Origin of the sequence: Halarcobacter sp. (genome assembly GCF_963675975.1) — a bacterium.
Lineage (GTDB): Bacteria > Campylobacterota > Campylobacteria > Campylobacterales > Arcobacteraceae > Halarcobacter.
In genome coordinates, this window is sequence record NZ_OY780939.1 from 541,486 (window position 1) to 556,873 (window position 15,388).

A 15,388-nucleotide genomic window follows, 5' to 3' on the forward strand; every position below is an offset into this window, starting at 1 on the left:
AGAAAACATTTATCTAAGAGATTTCCTATAAAAATACTAAAAAGCCAAAATAGATTAAAAGGCTTTTTCGAAGGAAAAACATGAAATATGATGTAATCGTAGTTGGAGGGGGTCACGCAGGGATTGAAGCCTCTTTAGTAGCTGCAAGAATGGGTAAAAAAACCCTACTTATCACTATGCTTGTAGAGCAAATTGGTGCTGCAAGTTGTAACCCTGCTATTGGTGGTCTTGCTAAAGGACACTTAGTAAGAGAACTTGATGCTATTGGTGGAGAGATGGGTCTTTGTACAGACTATGCAGGAATCCAATTTAGAATTTTAAATGCCTCAAAAGGAGCAGCAGTTCAAGGAAGTCGAGCTCAAATCGATATGGATGAGTATAGACACTACATGAGAAAAGTTTGTCACAACACTCCTAACCTTGAAGTTTATCAAGATGAAGTAAGTTCTTTATTAATAGAAGATAATAAAGTATATGGTGTAAAAACAAAACTTGGTGAAGAGTTCGAAGCAAAAAAAGTTATCCTTACAACAGGTACTTTTATGAGAGGACTTATTCATATAGGTGAAAATAAATATGACGCAGGTAGAGCGTGGGAATTGCCATCATCTACACTATCTATTCAATTAAAAGAATTAGGTTTAAATGTAGGAAGACTAAAAACAGGAACACCTGCAAGAATTGATTCTAACTCTATAAATTTTGATGTGATGGAAGCTCATGGTGGAGATGAAAAACCAACACCATTTTCATTTAGAACAGATAAATCAAACTTCAATCCAAAACAATATCCATGTTATATAACATATACAAATGTAGGAACACACGATACTATTACAGGTAACTTCCACAGAGCTCCACTATTTACAGGACAAATTCAAGGAAGTGGTCCAAGATATTGCCCTAGTATAGAAGATAAAGTAAATAGATTTTCTGAAAGGGAAAGACATCAGTTATTCCTAGAGCCACAAACACAAATGTGTACAGAATACTATATAAATGGATTATCAACATCTTTACCTATTGATGTTCAAAAAGAGATGATTCACTCTATCAATGGATTAGAAAATGCAAAAATCATCAGATATGGTTACGCTATTGAGTATGATTATGTTGACCCTACAGAGTTAAAACATACCCTTGAGACTAAAAAGATTGATAACCTTTACCATGCAGGTCAAATCAATGCAACAACAGGATATGAAGAAGCAGCATCTCAAGGTTTAATTGCAGGTATAAATGCAGCTTTAGCTATAGATGAAAAAGAACCTTTTATCCTAAGACGTGATGAAGCCTATATCGGGGTTTTAATTGATGACTTAGTTACAAAAGGAACAAATGAACCATATAGAATGTTCACTAGCCGAGCAGAATATAGACTTCTTCTTAGAGAAGAAAGTGCTGATTTAAGACTAAGCAAATATGGACACGAGTTTGGACTAATCTCTGATGAACAAATGGATATTGTAGAACATAAAAGAAAAACTCTAAATGATGCAGTTGAATTTATGGCAAATGAATGGTTCACTTCAAAAAAAGAAAATCTTGAACTACTTGAAAGTCTAGGTGAAGACAAAATCAAAGATAGATCACTGCTTATTGATATAGTAGGAAGAAATACAGTTGATGCTTCAAAATTTGATAAGCTTGTACAAACATTATCTTCTACAGATGAATACCTAAAAGAGCAAATTATAATAGAAGCAAAATATTATAGATATGTTGCAAAACAAAAAAAACAAATAGAAAAAATGAAAAAAATGCTTCAAATGACAATCCCTGAAAGCTTTGATTATAAAGCAATACCTGGTTTATCAAATGAAGTAGTAGAAAAACTAGAAAAATTTAGACCACCAACGCTGTTTAATGCAAGTGAAATATCAGGAGTAACACCAGCTGCTATTGATATTATTCATATGTATTTAAATGTGAAAAATAAAGCTTCAAAATAAATATCTTATTTAACTAGAGATTATTCTTTATCAAAAGGATTTAATCTTCTAGTTAAAACAAAATACTCACTTTTATAAAAATATAATATTCTCTTCAATTTTATTTAGTAAAATATACTTCTTATAATAATCATAAATTAGAACAATAATAAGGATTTTTATGTCAAATGGCGAATTGTTAAACTCTACACTTTATCTATTTGTAGTTGCCACTATTTTAGTAACTTTATCTAAACGTTTAGGATTAGGTAGTATTTTAGGACTTCTTATTGCAGGAGTTATTGTAGGTCCCTATTCTCCTGGTCCAATTTTAACAAAAGAGGTTGAAGCTGTTCGTCATATCACTGAGTTTGGGGTTGTACTTTTACTTTTTGTAATTGGGCTTGAGATGCAACCTAAAAAACTTTGGAGTATGAGAAAAGAGGTTTTTGGATTAGGAAGTGGTCAGATCCTTATTTCTGGTTTTTTTATATTTTTATATTCAATATATTATTCAAGTTCTTGGCAAGTTGCTTTATTGGTAGGTTTAACTTTTGCCCTATCTTCTACAGCATTTGTTATGCAAATATTACAAGAAAAAGGTGAACTTTATACGCCAAAAGGAAAAAGCAGTTTTTCTATTTTACTTATGCAGGATTTGGCAGTTGTACCTCTCCTTGCATTAGTTCCTATTTTAGCAGATAAAGGTAATCTTACAGATGGTCACCCTGTTTGGCAACAAGTTCTTATAGCGATAGGATTAATATTACTTGTTCTTGCTTTTGGAAAATATCTTGTTCCTAAAATGCTAGATTATTTAGCTAAACATCAAAATAAGGATGCCTTCTTTTTCTCAGTTATTTTATCTGTAGTATTTGCAGCTTGGGCTATGGAACATGCTGGTTTATCTATGGCTTTAGGTGCTTTTATTATGGGTATGATTTTATCAAGCTCTCAATACCATTATCAAATTCAAGCAAATATTGAGCCTTATAAAGGTCTTCTTATGACACTATTTTTTGTAGCTGTTGGTATGTCTGTAGATTTAGAAGCTATGATGAATGATCCTTTGATTTTGGTTCAACATTTAGTTGTGATTATGAGTATAAAAATAGTTGCCCTATTTTTACTTATGATTTATATGGGATACAAACGCTCAACAGCAATATCTGTCTCTTTTCTTTTAGCTCAAAGTGGAGAGTTTGGTTTTGTATTATTTGGAGCAGCAAAAGCTTTAGGTGTAATTAGTGACCAGATGTTTGTAGCAGCAGTTACTATTATCTCATTTAGTATGCTTTTAACACCTTTAGTTGTAAGGTTAAGTGAAAAGATTGCAGAAAAATTTGATAACACTCCAATTGAGATAAAATCAGCTTATGTACCAGAAGAACAATGGAAAGGTGTGATTATAGCTGGTTATGGTAGAGTTGGAAGATTAGTTGCAACTATGCTTCATCATGCAAATGTTCCTTTTGTAGCCTTTGATGCAGATATACAAAGAGTTGAGTTAGGACAAAAAGAGGGGCGTGCAGTTTATTTTGGGGAACTAAGCAATTTAGACTTTTTATCACAAATTGGTTTAGACAGAGCAAATTTAGTGATTGTAACAGTTGATAATCATCATACCTCATCTAAAATAGTTTCACATATAAGAAATAGATTTCCAACACTTAGAATCTTATCTCGAACAAAAAATATGAAAACAAGAGATGCTCTACTTAAACATGGTGCTTCTTGGGCAATGCCAGAATCTTCTGAAGGAAGTCTAAGATTAGGAGCGGAGACTCTTTTAAGCCTTGGAAGAACAAGAGAAGAGGTAATTGAACTCTTAACATTTTTTAGAAAAGATGATTATGAAACTATTAGAAGATTACACGATGGAATAGAAAGTGATGACTAAATATAACTATTAAAAGGTGAAGAGATGAAAAAAAAGATATTTATACCTTTATTATTAGTTTTATTATTTGCAAGTTGTGCAATAGATAATAAAAATATATCAAAAATTTATAAAGATGTTAAAGATTGTAAAATCTATCCTGAAGATATGAGAAGATTTTATTGTTATAAAGAAAAAGCAGAAGATGGAGATATCCTTGCTCAAAGCTGGATAGCGTACTATTATAATGTAGGAAAAATAGTTTCTGAAGATAAGAGAAAAGCTACAAAGTGGTATTTAAAAGCAGCAAAAGCAGGAGATACATATTCTCAAAGAGAATTAGCTATAAATTATTTAGATGATAAAGAATATAAAGAAGCTTTTTACTGGTTTCAAAAAGCCTCAGACTCAAATGACATGAAAGCACAAAAAGAATTAGCAAATTTATATGATAGAGGTTTAGGTGTAAAAAAAGATTTAAAGAAAGCATTTGAATATTTTCAAAAAGCTGCTTTTCAAGGAGATACCTTATCTCAAAATCAACTTGGGTATTATTTTGAACAAGGATGGGGAGTAGAAAAAGACTATAAAAAAGCTAAATACTGGTATGAAAAAACAGTAAAAAAAGATAACGCTTATGGATTATCTAAAATAGCTTATCTTTATGCAAATGGTTTTGGAGTAGAAAAAGATTATAAAAAAGCTTTCGATTTATTTATGCAAGCAGCTAATAAAGATGATAATTATTCTATGTCGTGGATAGGATATCTTTATGAAGAAGGCTTAGGAGTGGAAAAAAACATAGAAAAAGCTAAATATTGGTATATAAAATCTGGAAATGATTATGCAAAAAAAAGATATTACATAATAGAAAATAAAGTGAAGGAATAACTATTTAAAAAGAGTTTGAGAGATTCATTAAATAATAATTAAGATTATATAAATAGAAATAATTGTATAATACTTCTAATAAATATGTTTAAAAGCACCAATCTCTATAAATAAGAGTGAAATATAAGTTTTAAGATTAATTTTGTCTTTTATTTTTTGTTATTCTACGACTGACACTATACACAATTTATCAGATACAAATACAAAAAATATAAACTTTAATCTAGATTATTATAGAATTCGCGAAATTGGTGTAATCAAAAATTAAGATTAGGAAAGATTATGAAAGTTTATCTTTATGCAAAAAGTGGTCATGCCATTGGATTGGATGCCACAAGAAGATGTTCAGCTGTTGCTAAACTTTTAGAAGAAAAAAATTGCGATCCAATTTTATGCACTTGTGATTTTAGAGCTGGTGCTTATGCTAAAGAGGAATTAGGTATAAAAAAGTATGTCTCAGTAGATATACTATCAAATTTGCCAAATATCATGGAAAGAGGAGATATCCTAATCTATGATACTGATGAAGCAAGTGAATTTATGGAAACAAATATGAAAGAGTTTTGTACACTTTTATATAAAATACCTGATGATATACCTTCTAAAATCATTGATAAAGAACTTTATAAAAGGCAAAAAAATCATCCAATAGAAAAAATGTTCTTTTTTGGAGATGATGATTACAACAATATACTTCTTAATCTATGCAAAGATTCAAAACAAACAAATATACCTCTACTTTGGGGGCACTATTTCTTTTTAGGAAATGAAAAAGAGTTAAGCCCTTATTTCAGTGAAATATTAGAAGAAGAGGATTACATTGATTCAATAAAAAAGGTTAAGTATCTTTTATCAGGATCACTTAATACATGTATTGAAGCTATAGAATGCGGGGGAAAACCTGTATTATTAAGAAGAGACGACAAAGAGTATGATGAGAGTTTAATAAAAGAGTTACATTTACCAACAATTAAAGGAAGTACTTTAGATGAGATAATTGAAAAATTTGATTCTATAATAAAAAACTACCCTAAAATTAATTATTCACATAACTACGATATAGACTCTATCATAAACAGTATTTCTGTAAGGATAGAAACTTATAGAAAACTTACATTTTAATATATAAGCTTAACTTATAACTTAAACTTATAATTATTTATGTTAATTATAAGTTAGCTTTATATATAATTAAAGAAAAAGTTTAGGATGAGAAAAATGGAAGCACAAACAGCGACTTTAAAAAAGACTCCATACCGAATAAAACGGTATTATGCTTATATTGTTGCCACTATGGTTGCTTTAATTGTACCTTTTATTACAATTAATGGAAATCATATATTTTTATTATCATTTGATAAAAAGCAACTTCACTTAATGGGTGTTGCATTTGATATGCAAGAATTATATTTAATGCCATTTCTACTTATGTTATTATTCTTAGGTATTTTTGCAGTTACTGCAATTGGAGGAAGAGCATGGTGTGGATGGTCATGTCCGCAAACAATCTTTAGGGTTGTATATAGAGATTTAATCGAAGGAAAACTTTTAGGTCTAAGAAGAATAAAAAATAAACAAAAAGAACCAAATTGGAAAAAAGCAGAAAATGCTTCAAAAAGAGTTATTGCTATATTACTTTGGTCTTTACTAGCTATTATAGCAGCAGCTGACTTTATGTGGTACTTTGTTCCACCTGAGGATTTCTTTGCATATATTCAAAACCCAACTGAACACTGGTTTTTAATAGGTTTTGTTTTAATCATTGCCGCATTTTTAGTATATGATGTGGTTTGGATGAAAGAAAACTTTTGTGTATATGTTTGCCCTTATTCAAGAGTTCAATCAGTACTTTATGATGATGATACTTACCAAGCAATATACTCTACAAAAAGAGGTGGTAATATCTATAATGAATCAAAAGAAAAAATTATCTTTAAGCAAAAAGATTTACCAAATGAACAAGATGAATGTACTGCCTGTGAATCTTGTGTAACTGTATGCCCTACTCATATTGATATTAGAAAAGGTATGCAACTTGAATGTATCAACTGTTTAGAATGTGTTGATGCATGTACAACAGTTATGGGTAAATTAGGAAAAGAATCTTTAGTACAATGGACAAGTACAAGGGATATTGAAAAAAATGAACCTACTAAAATATTTAGGAAATCTACAATTATGTACTCAGTAGCACTTGTAGTTATTATTGGTCTTTTATTTGTAATGGGTGGAGAAAAAGAGCATATGTTGTTAAATGTAAATAAAACAACACAACTTTATAAAGTAAAAGAAGGAAATGTTGTAACAAATAACTTCTTATTCCTTTTCCAAAACACTGATTCTAAAACTCATACATATGATTTAGAAGTAATTGATCATCCAGATATTAAAATTACAAGATTTAAACCATTTAAATTAAGCCCTAAAAAAATGGCTAAAAAAGTAGTTATTTTACAAACAGATAAAGTACTTGTAAATGATGCTACAAAAGATACACCAATCACTGTTACAATCAGAGCTTTTGCGGTTGATGAACCTGAAAAAGTAACTGTATTTAGAAAAGCAGTATTTATCTATCCAAGAGCTGACAAGCTAAAAAAATAAAGTAAAAGGAGTTTCAATACTCCTTTCTACTTAACTCAAAATTTACTTCTATTAAGTTATAATCGCGAAATAATTTTACAATTTTCAATCAATTTTTACGGAGTTTCATACAATGACTAAATTCATATTTGTTACAGGTGGGGTTTTAAGCTCACTAGGAAAAGGTATTACCTCAGCTTCTATAGCAACTATTTTAAAACAATCAGGTTTTCAAGTTTCAATGCTTAAAATCGATCCATATTTAAATGTTGACCCAGGGACTATGAGTCCCCTAGAGCATGGAGAGGTTTTCGTTACAGCTGATGGTGCAGAAACAGACTTGGATTTAGGAAACTACGAAAGATTTATAGATAAAACTCTTACTGCAAAAAACTCTTTTACAACAGGTCAAGTTTACCAAAGTGTAATTAGAAGGGAAAGAAAAGGTGGATACTTAGGTAAGACTATTCAAGTTATTCCACATGTTGTAGATGAGATTAAAGACAGAATTTATGCAGCAGCTGAAGATAATGACTTTTTAATCATTGAGCTTGGTGGAACTGTTGGGGATATAGAAGGTTTACCTTTTATGGAAGCAATTAGAGCTATGAAACATGAGTTACCAAAAACAAATACAATGAATATTCATGTAAGTTTAATCCCTTACATAAAAGCTGCAGGAGAACTAAAAACAAAACCTACACAACACTCTGTACAAGAATTGAGAAGAATTGGTATCACTCCACATATGTTAGTATGTAGAACAGAGAAACCTCTTCCAAAAAATCTAAAAGATAAACTTGCACTTTCATGTGATATTGATAGAAATGCAGTTATTGAAGCAGGAGATGCACAATCAATTTATCAAGTGCCTCTTCACTTTATCAAAGAGGGTATTTTAAATCCTTTATCTGAGCACTTCAATGTAAAACTAAAACCAAATATGGAAAAATGGGATACATTAGTAAAAAATATTCTTGTACCTCAAGATGAAGTTACAATTGCATTTGTTGGTAAATATCTAGATTTAAAAGAGTCTTATAAATCATTAATCGAAGCACTAATTCACGCTGGAGCTCACCTAAATACAAAAGTAAATATTGTTTGGTGTGATTCTCAGAGAATAGAAGATAGTGGAGCATATGAAATTATCGGAAATGCTGATGGTATCTTAGTTGCAGGTGGATTTGGGCACAGAGGTGTTTTAGGGAAACTTGAAGCTATTAAATATGCAAGAGAAAATAAAATTCCATATCTTGGTATCTGTTTAGGTATGCAGTTAGCAGTTATAGAATATGCTAGAAATGTACTTGAGATTGAAGATGCTAACTCAGTTGAATTTGATACAGAAACACCAAATCCATTTATATATTTAATTGATGAATTTATTGACCAAAGTGGTAACAAACAAGTTAGAACTAAAAAATCTCCTATGGGAGGAACAATGAGACTTGGGGAATATCCATTTGAACCACTAAAAGGAAGTAATCTTCAAAAAGCTTATGGTACAGAAAAAGTATATTATGAAAGACATAGACATAGATATGAGGCAAACCCAGCATATAAAGAACAATTAGAAAAAGCAGGTATGCAAATAACTGGTCAATCTAATGGTCTTATTGAGGCTGTAGAGATAAAAGACCATCCATGGTTTGTAGGAGTTCAATTCCACCCAGAATTTACTTCACACTTAGAAACACCAAATCCAATTATTTTAGAGTTTGTAAAACAAGCGAACGCCACTAAGTAATGTCAAAAATTACGAAAAAAAAACTTTTCGATCTTTTAAAAGCAAGGCATGAGGATAACCAATATACTCGCCTTGCCCAAATACCTAAACCTGATAGTTTTAAAGATATAGATAAAGCTACAAAAAGAATCAAAAAAGCTTTAGAAACAAATGAACAAATCACTATTGTTGGAGATTATGATGTTGATGGAGTAGTATCTACTACAATTATAGTTGACTTCTTCAAAAAAATTGGAGTAGAAGTAAATCATATTATTCCAAACAGATTTAAACATGGATATGGTTTATCACCTAAGATTGTTGATATGATTGATTCTGGTTTAGTAATAACAGTAGACAATGGTATTTCTGCTGTAAATGCTGCTAAAAAACTAAAAGAAAAAAATATAGATTTGATTATCACAGACCATCATACAGTTGGAGATGAACTTCCTGATGCACTTGCAATCATAAATCCTAAACAAGAAGATTGTACTTTTCCATTTAAAGATATATGTGGAGCACAAGTTGCTTGGTATTTATGTGCAGCAATAAAAAAAGAGATCAATGCAGATGTAAACTTACAAGAGTTTTTTGACCTTTTATGTATTGCAATAATAGCTGATATCATGCCAATGACAAGTTTAAACTATACTATGGTTAAACACGGGCTAAAGTTAATAAAACAATCTCAAAGACCAGCTTTTATAAAAATAAATGAGATGATGCAAAAGAACCTATATGTTTCAGATGATATTGGTTTTACAATTGCACCTAAAATCAATAGTGCAGGAAGAATGGATGATGCTTCAGTTGCCTTATCTTTTTTATTATCTGAAAATATATATGATGCAAATAATTCATTACAACTTTTAGAAGAATTAAATTGTTATAGAAAAGTTCTTCAAGAAAGAATCTCTCAAAAAGCAAACAATGCAACAAATGAAGAAGATAATGCAGTAATTGTTTGGGGAGATGATTGGCATGAAGGTGTTATTGGGATTGTCGCATCTAAGCTTTCAAATTCACATAAAAAACCAGCTTTTATTTTTTCTATTAAAGATGGAATAGCAAAAGGAAGTGCTAGAGCAAATGCTAATATAAATCTTCACTCTATTATTTCTGAAACATCTGATTTATTAATAGGTTTCGGTGGACATAAAAATGCCGCTGGCTTATCTATGAAAGCATCAAATCTTGAAGAGTTTAAAGAGAGAATTAACTCTTTGTTGAATATTGAACCTGAAGAGCTACATATAGAACATGATGTCTTAGGAGAGCTTGATGCTTCATGTGTTGATATAGAGTTTTTAGATATTATTGAAAAGTTTGAACCATATGGATTAGATAATCACAGACCTATATTTAAAATATCAAATTCTAAAGTTATGAAATCTCAACTTTTTGGAAAAGACAAAAACCATTTAAAGCTAACACTAAATAATAATGGCTTTGTATTCGAAGCTTTACAATTTCACACAGAAAATAAAATATTAGATGAATATATAAGTTTAGTAGTATCTATAAATAAAAATGAATTTAGAGGGGAAGTAAGCCCTCAGTTTCTAATCCAAGATATTTTATAAAACCATTGGAGTGATTATATGAGAATGGGAAGAACTTCTTTCCAAATCTAAAATCTCTTCATCAATCAAAGTTTCACTATATGCAGAACTCAAAATTGTTCCATTTTTTATATCTATAAGTTTTATAAAAACTATTAAACTTTGTGTAGTGATACTATAAGTTCCTACAAAAGCATAATTATTATCAACTGTTTTATCTTTTATATCTTTTTGGTTTCTTGTTAAGAGATTAAATCCATGCTTGCCATACTGAAAATCTCTTCCAAGCTCAATAGCTTTTATGATAATACCTCTGTTAGATAATGAATTTTTCATTTGTTCAGATAAAAGAAAGCCCAATTTTGAACGATTTTGTAATCTATTTATATTAACAAAATCAGGTACTAATATAATCTCTTCAGAAGTTATATATTTAGCTACTTTTGATTCTTGGTCTTGAATAAGATTTTCAACAAGCGAATTAAAATCATTTGCACCAGTTAAGTTTTTGTGATATGTAGGAGATTTACTAGCTATCTTTTTAGCAATATTACCTGTAGTAACCTCTTTTACCATATCAACACATCCGGTAAAGAAAGTAATTAAAAGTATTGGAAGTAGATTATACTTCAATACTTTTACAAAAAAATTATTCATTTATACTATTTTTCTTCGATTATATTAATAGTTCTTGCTGGTTTACAATCTTTGAAAAGAATACAATCATTTTTTCTATTGTGTTGGAAAGTTGATCTTGCACTTGAAATAATTTTACCAGTAATATTATCCATAACTCTTGCATTTAACATAATTTTTCCATATTGTCTTGAATAAGTACCAACTACAACATATGTATTTGGTATTTTTTCTTTTAATTTATGTGGATTTCTACTAATAAAATACTCACCTCTTTCATTTATAGATACAGCCATTTGACCTCTATATTCTATAATATTAAAACCTCTATTAGACATCTCATTAATTAAACTTTCACTTACAATTCTTCCAAACTCAGTAGTTTTTTTAAAATTATCCAGTCTTACAAAAGATGTGATTAAAATTGGTTTATTTGTACTCATTTTTTGGTTTTGCATCATTTGTGCTGCCAATGAGTTAATAGTTGCTTCAAGTGTATATTGCGTAGTAACATTTTGTTGCATATCATTTGCTACTTCAATATGTTGTTTTGTAACTTGAACTTTTTGATTTTCTTTATCAACTGAGTTATCTGAATAACTTTGAAGAAGTGGTGATTTTACAGAACACCCTAAAAATAATGAAACAGTTGCAGCTACAAGGCAAGATTTAGCGAAAGTTTTATACATAAATTCCCCTTATGATAGTTACTAAGATTTTATTTAAAAATAGCTTATAAATTCTTGAAAACTCTTCTTATAAGTCCACTAATACACCTATTTTCATGTTAATATGATAAAATACGAAAATATAAATTAAGGAGTTGAATTATGTCAAAAGTTTTATTACCAATATCAAACGGTTTTGAAGAGATTGAAGCTTTAACTATAGCTGATATTTGTAGACGAGCAGAGATAGAAGTTGTTATAGCATCAATTGAAGATTTAAAAGTTTCAGGTGCTCATAATATAAGTGTTAATGCAGATTCACTTTTAAAAGACGTAAACCCAGATGATTTTGATATGATAGTTTTACCAGGAGGCCTTCCAAATGCCTTTAATCTTGCAGATGATGAGTTATTAAAGACTATATTAAAAAAATTTAAAAATGAAAATAAATATATTGGTGCCATTTGTGCAGCACCTTATGCTTTACATAAAGCAGAGGTTTTAAATAAAGAATACACATGCTACCCAAGTTTTGAACAAAGAATAGATTCTTCAAATTATGTTGAAGATAAAATTATAGTACAAGATGAAAAAGTAATAACTTCACAAGGACCAGCTACAGCAATGCCTTTTGCGTTAGAACTTGTAAAGATATTAAAAGGTGAAGAGATTTCAACTCAAGTAAAGAATGAACTTTTAGCTTAATTTTTTCAAAATCTCTTCATTTTTTTCCCAAAAATCTAAAAAACTATGAGAGATAGACATATCTCTCATAAACTCATATGCTTTATTTCTCTTAGAAAAATACTCTTCATCTTTTTTTGCTAATTCTTTTAAGGCTTCAATAACCTCTTTATTTGAATTTATATCAACAATATATCCAAAATCTTTTTTTACAAATGTTTTAGGACCACCTTTAGTGGTAACTATTACAGGAAGAGAAGAAGACATGGCTTCCATAACAACTTGACCTAAAGTATCAGTTGTAGAAGGGAAAATAAAACAATCACTTGAAGCATATATTGAAGATAGTTCTTTACCTCTTTTTCTACCTAAATAAGTAATTGATTCATCTTCAATTGTTGTTTTAAGTTCTTTATCCCCAACTAATATCAACTGACAATTTTCTAACTTTGCTTCTTGCCAAAGGTTTAAAAGCTTATGTACATTTTTTTCAACAGAAACTCTACCCACATATAAAACTTTAAATTTTTTGTTATCAACTTGATATTTACTCCAAATAGAATCATCTTTAAACTCTTTATCAAAGCTTTCAATATTTATCCCTGCTTTTAAAAGATATAAATCTTCATCCTTAAAACTTAGTTGCTCTTTTAAAGTTTTAAAATATTCGTCAGATCTAGAAAACAAAGCTTTATATGAACCATAAAAAAATTTTAAAAATTTAATTGTACTCCAACGAAAAAATCTATTTTTTGTATTTTTATACATATAAGCAGGAAAATCCGTATGATAAATACCAACAACTGGTATTTTCAATAATTTTGCGCTTATTAAAGCGCATAAACCTACAGTCCCTGGCGTTGAGATATGTAATAAATCAGGATTAATTTTTTTTATCTCTGCTTTTATTTTAAAAAAATTTGGTAATACCAAATCCAAAGATTGATAATAAGGCATTTTCATTCTAAATATAGGTTTTATATTTTTAATATTTGCAAAACTCTCTTCAGCTTCTTTTTTTGTAGAGGTAATTACAGTAAACTCCTTATTATATGTTACTGCTTCTTTTGCAAAATCTTGAATAAATCTTGAAACACCATTAACATCAAAAACTGTATCACTAACTAAGCATATATTTAAATTTTTCATTTGAAAATTCTATTACAACAAGATTACAAGAGTATTACATGTCATTAATTTGTAACCATCATGTAATAGAATTTTCAGATGAAATACAAGAGTATATTTATATCAGATATTCATTTGGGAACTAAATTTTCAAATACAAAACAATTATTAGATTTTTTAAAAAACAATGAGTGTGATAACCTATTTCTAGTAGGAGACATAATAGATGGTTGGGCAATAAAAAGGAAATTTGTATGGCCACAATCACATTCAGATGTTATTCAAAAGATTTTAAAAAGAGCAAGAAAAGGTTGCAATGTAACTTTTATAACTGGTAACCATGATGAATTTTTAAGACCTTTTGTTCCTTTAATATTAGGGCACTCCCTTGAAATAAAAAATGAACTAATCTATACCTCAATAATAGGAAAAAAATATCTAGTAACCCATGGAGATTTTTTTGATTCTATTACAATGACAAAAAAATGGTTGGCAATACTTGGTGACTATGGATATGAACTACTTTTAAATGTAAATCAAACCCTAAATGTAATTAGAACAAAATTAGGTATTAAATCAAAATGGTCTTTATCTAAATATGTAAAAGACAATGTAAAATCTTCAGTTTCTTTTATAACTGATTTTGAGGCAACCTTAGCAAATCATGCAAAATATAAAGGTTATGATGGCATAATATGTGGACATATTCATAAAGCAGAAACAAAAATGATAGACCAAGTTGAGTACCTCAACTGCGGTGATTGGGTTGAGTCATGTACAGCTATTGTTGAAACATATGAAGGTGAATTTAAAGTTATTAATTGGTTACATAAATGAGTGAAAAAAAATTAGCCTTAGCCTTAGGTGGTGGGGCAGCTAGAGGTGCTTTTCATTTAGGTGCACTTCATTTTATGGAAGAGAGTAATATTCAAATTGATGCTTATGCAGGAAGTTCTATAGGAGCAATAATTGCAGCATCCCATGCAAGTGGGGTAAAAGCAAAAGAACAATTAAAAATATTTTCTTCTAGTGAACTCAAAACCGCCTTGAAATTTAACTACTTTAAAAATGGTTTGATTCGAATAGAAAGAAACCATCAAGTTTTAGATAAAATCTTACCAATAAAAAATCTAGAAGATATTCCCAAAAAAATATATATAACTGCCTATGATTTAAAAAAAAGAGAGCTTCACTATTTTGATGAAGGAGATACTCATACTTTATGTATGGCTTCAAGTGCTTTGATTCCACTTTTTAAACCTATCTCATATAAAAATATGTATTTAATAGATGGGGGACTTTTTGATTCAGTACCTATCAAACCCTTTGATAATAGTATTTATGACACTTTATCAATTGACCTTTTTCCTAAAAGCAATAGTTTAGAGAAAAAAAGAAAAAACCCCTTAAAAACTCTCAAAAAGAAGCTTTTTACACAATTATATGAAAACCATATTTTTACTATAGAAAACTCTAGTCAATACCTTGCATCTTTAGAGATTAGAGATTATTCAATGTTTACATTTAAAGAGTTAGATGATTGTTTTAAATTAGGATATCAAGAAGCAAAAAAACATTTTTTATCATCTAAATAAACCTATTCTTAAATATAAAAATTATCCCTTTAATTTTTCATCTATTTTTATATGCTATTGGGTATAATCACTTTAAAATTTACAAATAAAAAAAGATAA

Annotated in this window: 13 protein-coding genes; 10 read left to right on the forward strand and 3 right to left on the reverse strand. The window is 29.3% G+C overall.

Annotated elements, in window-relative coordinates:
* The first annotated feature begins 80 nt into the window (after positions 1–80).
* From mnmG to recJ, 7 genes are all read left to right on the forward strand, one after another.
* A complete protein-coding gene (mnmG, locus tag ACKU3H_RS02540; protein ID WP_320035413.1) occupies positions 81–1,952 on the forward strand; it encodes a tRNA uridine-5-carboxymethylaminomethyl(34) synthesis enzyme MnmG in 1,872 nt (623 codons plus the stop codon).
* 160 nt (positions 1,953–2,112) lie between these two features.
* Entirely contained in the window at positions 2,113–3,831 is a 1,719-nt protein-coding gene (locus ACKU3H_RS02545; RefSeq protein WP_320035414.1) for a cation:proton antiporter, read from the forward strand.
* A gap of 24 nt (positions 3,832–3,855) precedes the next feature.
* The gene (locus ACKU3H_RS02550; protein WP_320035415.1) at positions 3,856–4,701 is read left to right on the forward strand and encodes a tetratricopeptide repeat protein; all 846 of its coding nucleotides are present in this window, start codon (positions 3,856–3,858) and stop codon (positions 4,699–4,701) included.
* Between the two features lie 282 nt (positions 4,702–4,983).
* Positions 4,984–5,823 carry a hypothetical protein gene (locus ACKU3H_RS02555; RefSeq protein WP_320035416.1) on the forward strand — a complete coding sequence of 280 codons (840 nt, stop codon included), beginning with the start codon at positions 4,984–4,986 and terminating at the stop codon, positions 5,821–5,823.
* A 96-nt stretch (positions 5,824–5,919) separates the two neighbouring features.
* Entirely contained in the window at positions 5,920–7,305 is a 1,386-nt protein-coding gene (gene ccoG, locus ACKU3H_RS02560) for a cytochrome c oxidase accessory protein CcoG (RefSeq protein WP_320035417.1), read from the forward strand.
* Between the two features lie 112 nt (positions 7,306–7,417).
* A complete protein-coding gene (locus ACKU3H_RS02565; RefSeq protein WP_320035418.1) occupies positions 7,418–9,034 on the forward strand; it encodes a CTP synthase in 1,617 nt (538 codons plus the stop codon).
* Positions 9,034–10,599 carry a single-stranded-DNA-specific exonuclease RecJ gene (gene recJ, locus ACKU3H_RS02570; protein WP_320035419.1) on the forward strand — a complete coding sequence of 522 codons (1,566 nt, stop codon included), beginning with the start codon at positions 9,034–9,036 and terminating at the stop codon, positions 10,597–10,599. Before ACKU3H_RS02565 ends, recJ begins: the two co-directional genes overlap by 1 nt.
* Here recJ and ACKU3H_RS02575 read toward each other — a convergent pair.
* Positions 10,594–11,235 (reverse strand): FlgO family outer membrane protein, encoded by a 642-nt coding sequence (locus tag ACKU3H_RS02575; protein ID WP_320035420.1) that lies wholly within the window; start codon positions 11,233–11,235, stop codon positions 10,594–10,596. The two genes, recJ and ACKU3H_RS02575, sit on opposite strands and share 6 nt — an antisense overlap.
* Positions 11,236–11,240: 5 nt before the next feature.
* Positions 11,241–11,903: a FlgO family outer membrane protein gene (locus tag ACKU3H_RS02580; protein WP_320035421.1), complete on the reverse strand. Its 663-nt coding sequence runs from the start codon at positions 11,901–11,903 to the stop codon at positions 11,241–11,243.
* A 141-nt stretch (positions 11,904–12,044) separates the two neighbouring features.
* Between ACKU3H_RS02580 and ACKU3H_RS02585 the strand changes: the two genes are divergently transcribed.
* Positions 12,045–12,587, forward strand: a complete 543-nt coding sequence (locus ACKU3H_RS02585) for a DJ-1 family glyoxalase III (RefSeq protein ID WP_320035422.1) — start codon at positions 12,045–12,047, stop codon at positions 12,585–12,587.
* Here the strand turns inward: ACKU3H_RS02585 and ACKU3H_RS02590 are convergent.
* A complete protein-coding gene (locus ACKU3H_RS02590) occupies positions 12,579–13,715 on the reverse strand; it encodes a glycosyltransferase (protein ID WP_320035423.1) in 1,137 nt (378 codons plus the stop codon). The genes ACKU3H_RS02585 and ACKU3H_RS02590 overlap by 9 nt on opposite strands.
* A gap of 78 nt (positions 13,716–13,793) precedes the next feature.
* On the opposite strand from ACKU3H_RS02590, the gene ACKU3H_RS02595 reads away from it, so the two are divergent.
* Positions 13,794–14,531 (forward strand): UDP-2,3-diacylglucosamine diphosphatase, encoded by a 738-nt coding sequence (locus ACKU3H_RS02595; protein ID WP_320035424.1) that lies wholly within the window; start codon positions 13,794–13,796, stop codon positions 14,529–14,531.
* The gene (locus tag ACKU3H_RS02600; protein ID WP_320035425.1) at positions 14,528–15,289 is read left to right on the forward strand and encodes a patatin-like phospholipase family protein; all 762 of its coding nucleotides are present in this window, start codon (positions 14,528–14,530) and stop codon (positions 15,287–15,289) included. Before ACKU3H_RS02595 ends, ACKU3H_RS02600 begins: the two co-directional genes overlap by 4 nt.
* The last annotated feature ends 99 nt before the right edge of the window (positions 15,290–15,388 follow it).

Bases quoted from the DNA above. Each gene is read 5' to 3' on its own strand.
- ACKU3H_RS02595 (WP_320035424.1), top strand. From the start codon at position 13,794: ATGAAATACAAGAGTATATTTATATCAGATATTCATTTGGGAACTAAA.
- ACKU3H_RS02545 (WP_320035414.1), top strand. From the start codon at position 2,113: ATGTCAAATGGCGAATTGTTAAACTCTACACTTTATCTATTTGTAGTT.
- ACKU3H_RS02580 (WP_320035421.1), bottom strand. From the start codon at position 11,903: ATGTATAAAACTTTCGCTAAATCTTGCCTTGTAGCTGCAACTGTTTCA.
- recJ (WP_320035419.1), top strand. From the start codon at position 9,034: ATGTCAAAAATTACGAAAAAAAAACTTTTCGATCTTTTAAAAGCAAGG.
- ACKU3H_RS02585 (WP_320035422.1), top strand. From the start codon at position 12,045: ATGTCAAAAGTTTTATTACCAATATCAAACGGTTTTGAAGAGATTGAA.
- ACKU3H_RS02600 (WP_320035425.1), top strand. From the start codon at position 14,528: ATGAGTGAAAAAAAATTAGCCTTAGCCTTAGGTGGTGGGGCAGCTAGA.
- ccoG (WP_320035417.1), top strand. From the start codon at position 5,920: ATGGAAGCACAAACAGCGACTTTAAAAAAGACTCCATACCGAATAAAA.
- ACKU3H_RS02565 (WP_320035418.1), top strand. From the start codon at position 7,418: ATGACTAAATTCATATTTGTTACAGGTGGGGTTTTAAGCTCACTAGGA.
- ACKU3H_RS02550 (WP_320035415.1), top strand. From the start codon at position 3,856: ATGAAAAAAAAGATATTTATACCTTTATTATTAGTTTTATTATTTGCA.
- ACKU3H_RS02590 (WP_320035423.1), bottom strand. From the start codon at position 13,715: ATGAAAAATTTAAATATATGCTTAGTTAGTGATACAGTTTTTGATGTT.
- mnmG (WP_320035413.1), top strand. From the start codon at position 81: ATGAAATATGATGTAATCGTAGTTGGAGGGGGTCACGCAGGGATTGAA.
- ACKU3H_RS02555 (WP_320035416.1), top strand. From the start codon at position 4,984: ATGAAAGTTTATCTTTATGCAAAAAGTGGTCATGCCATTGGATTGGAT.
- ACKU3H_RS02575 (WP_320035420.1), bottom strand. From the start codon at position 11,235: ATGAATAATTTTTTTGTAAAAGTATTGAAGTATAATCTACTTCCAATA.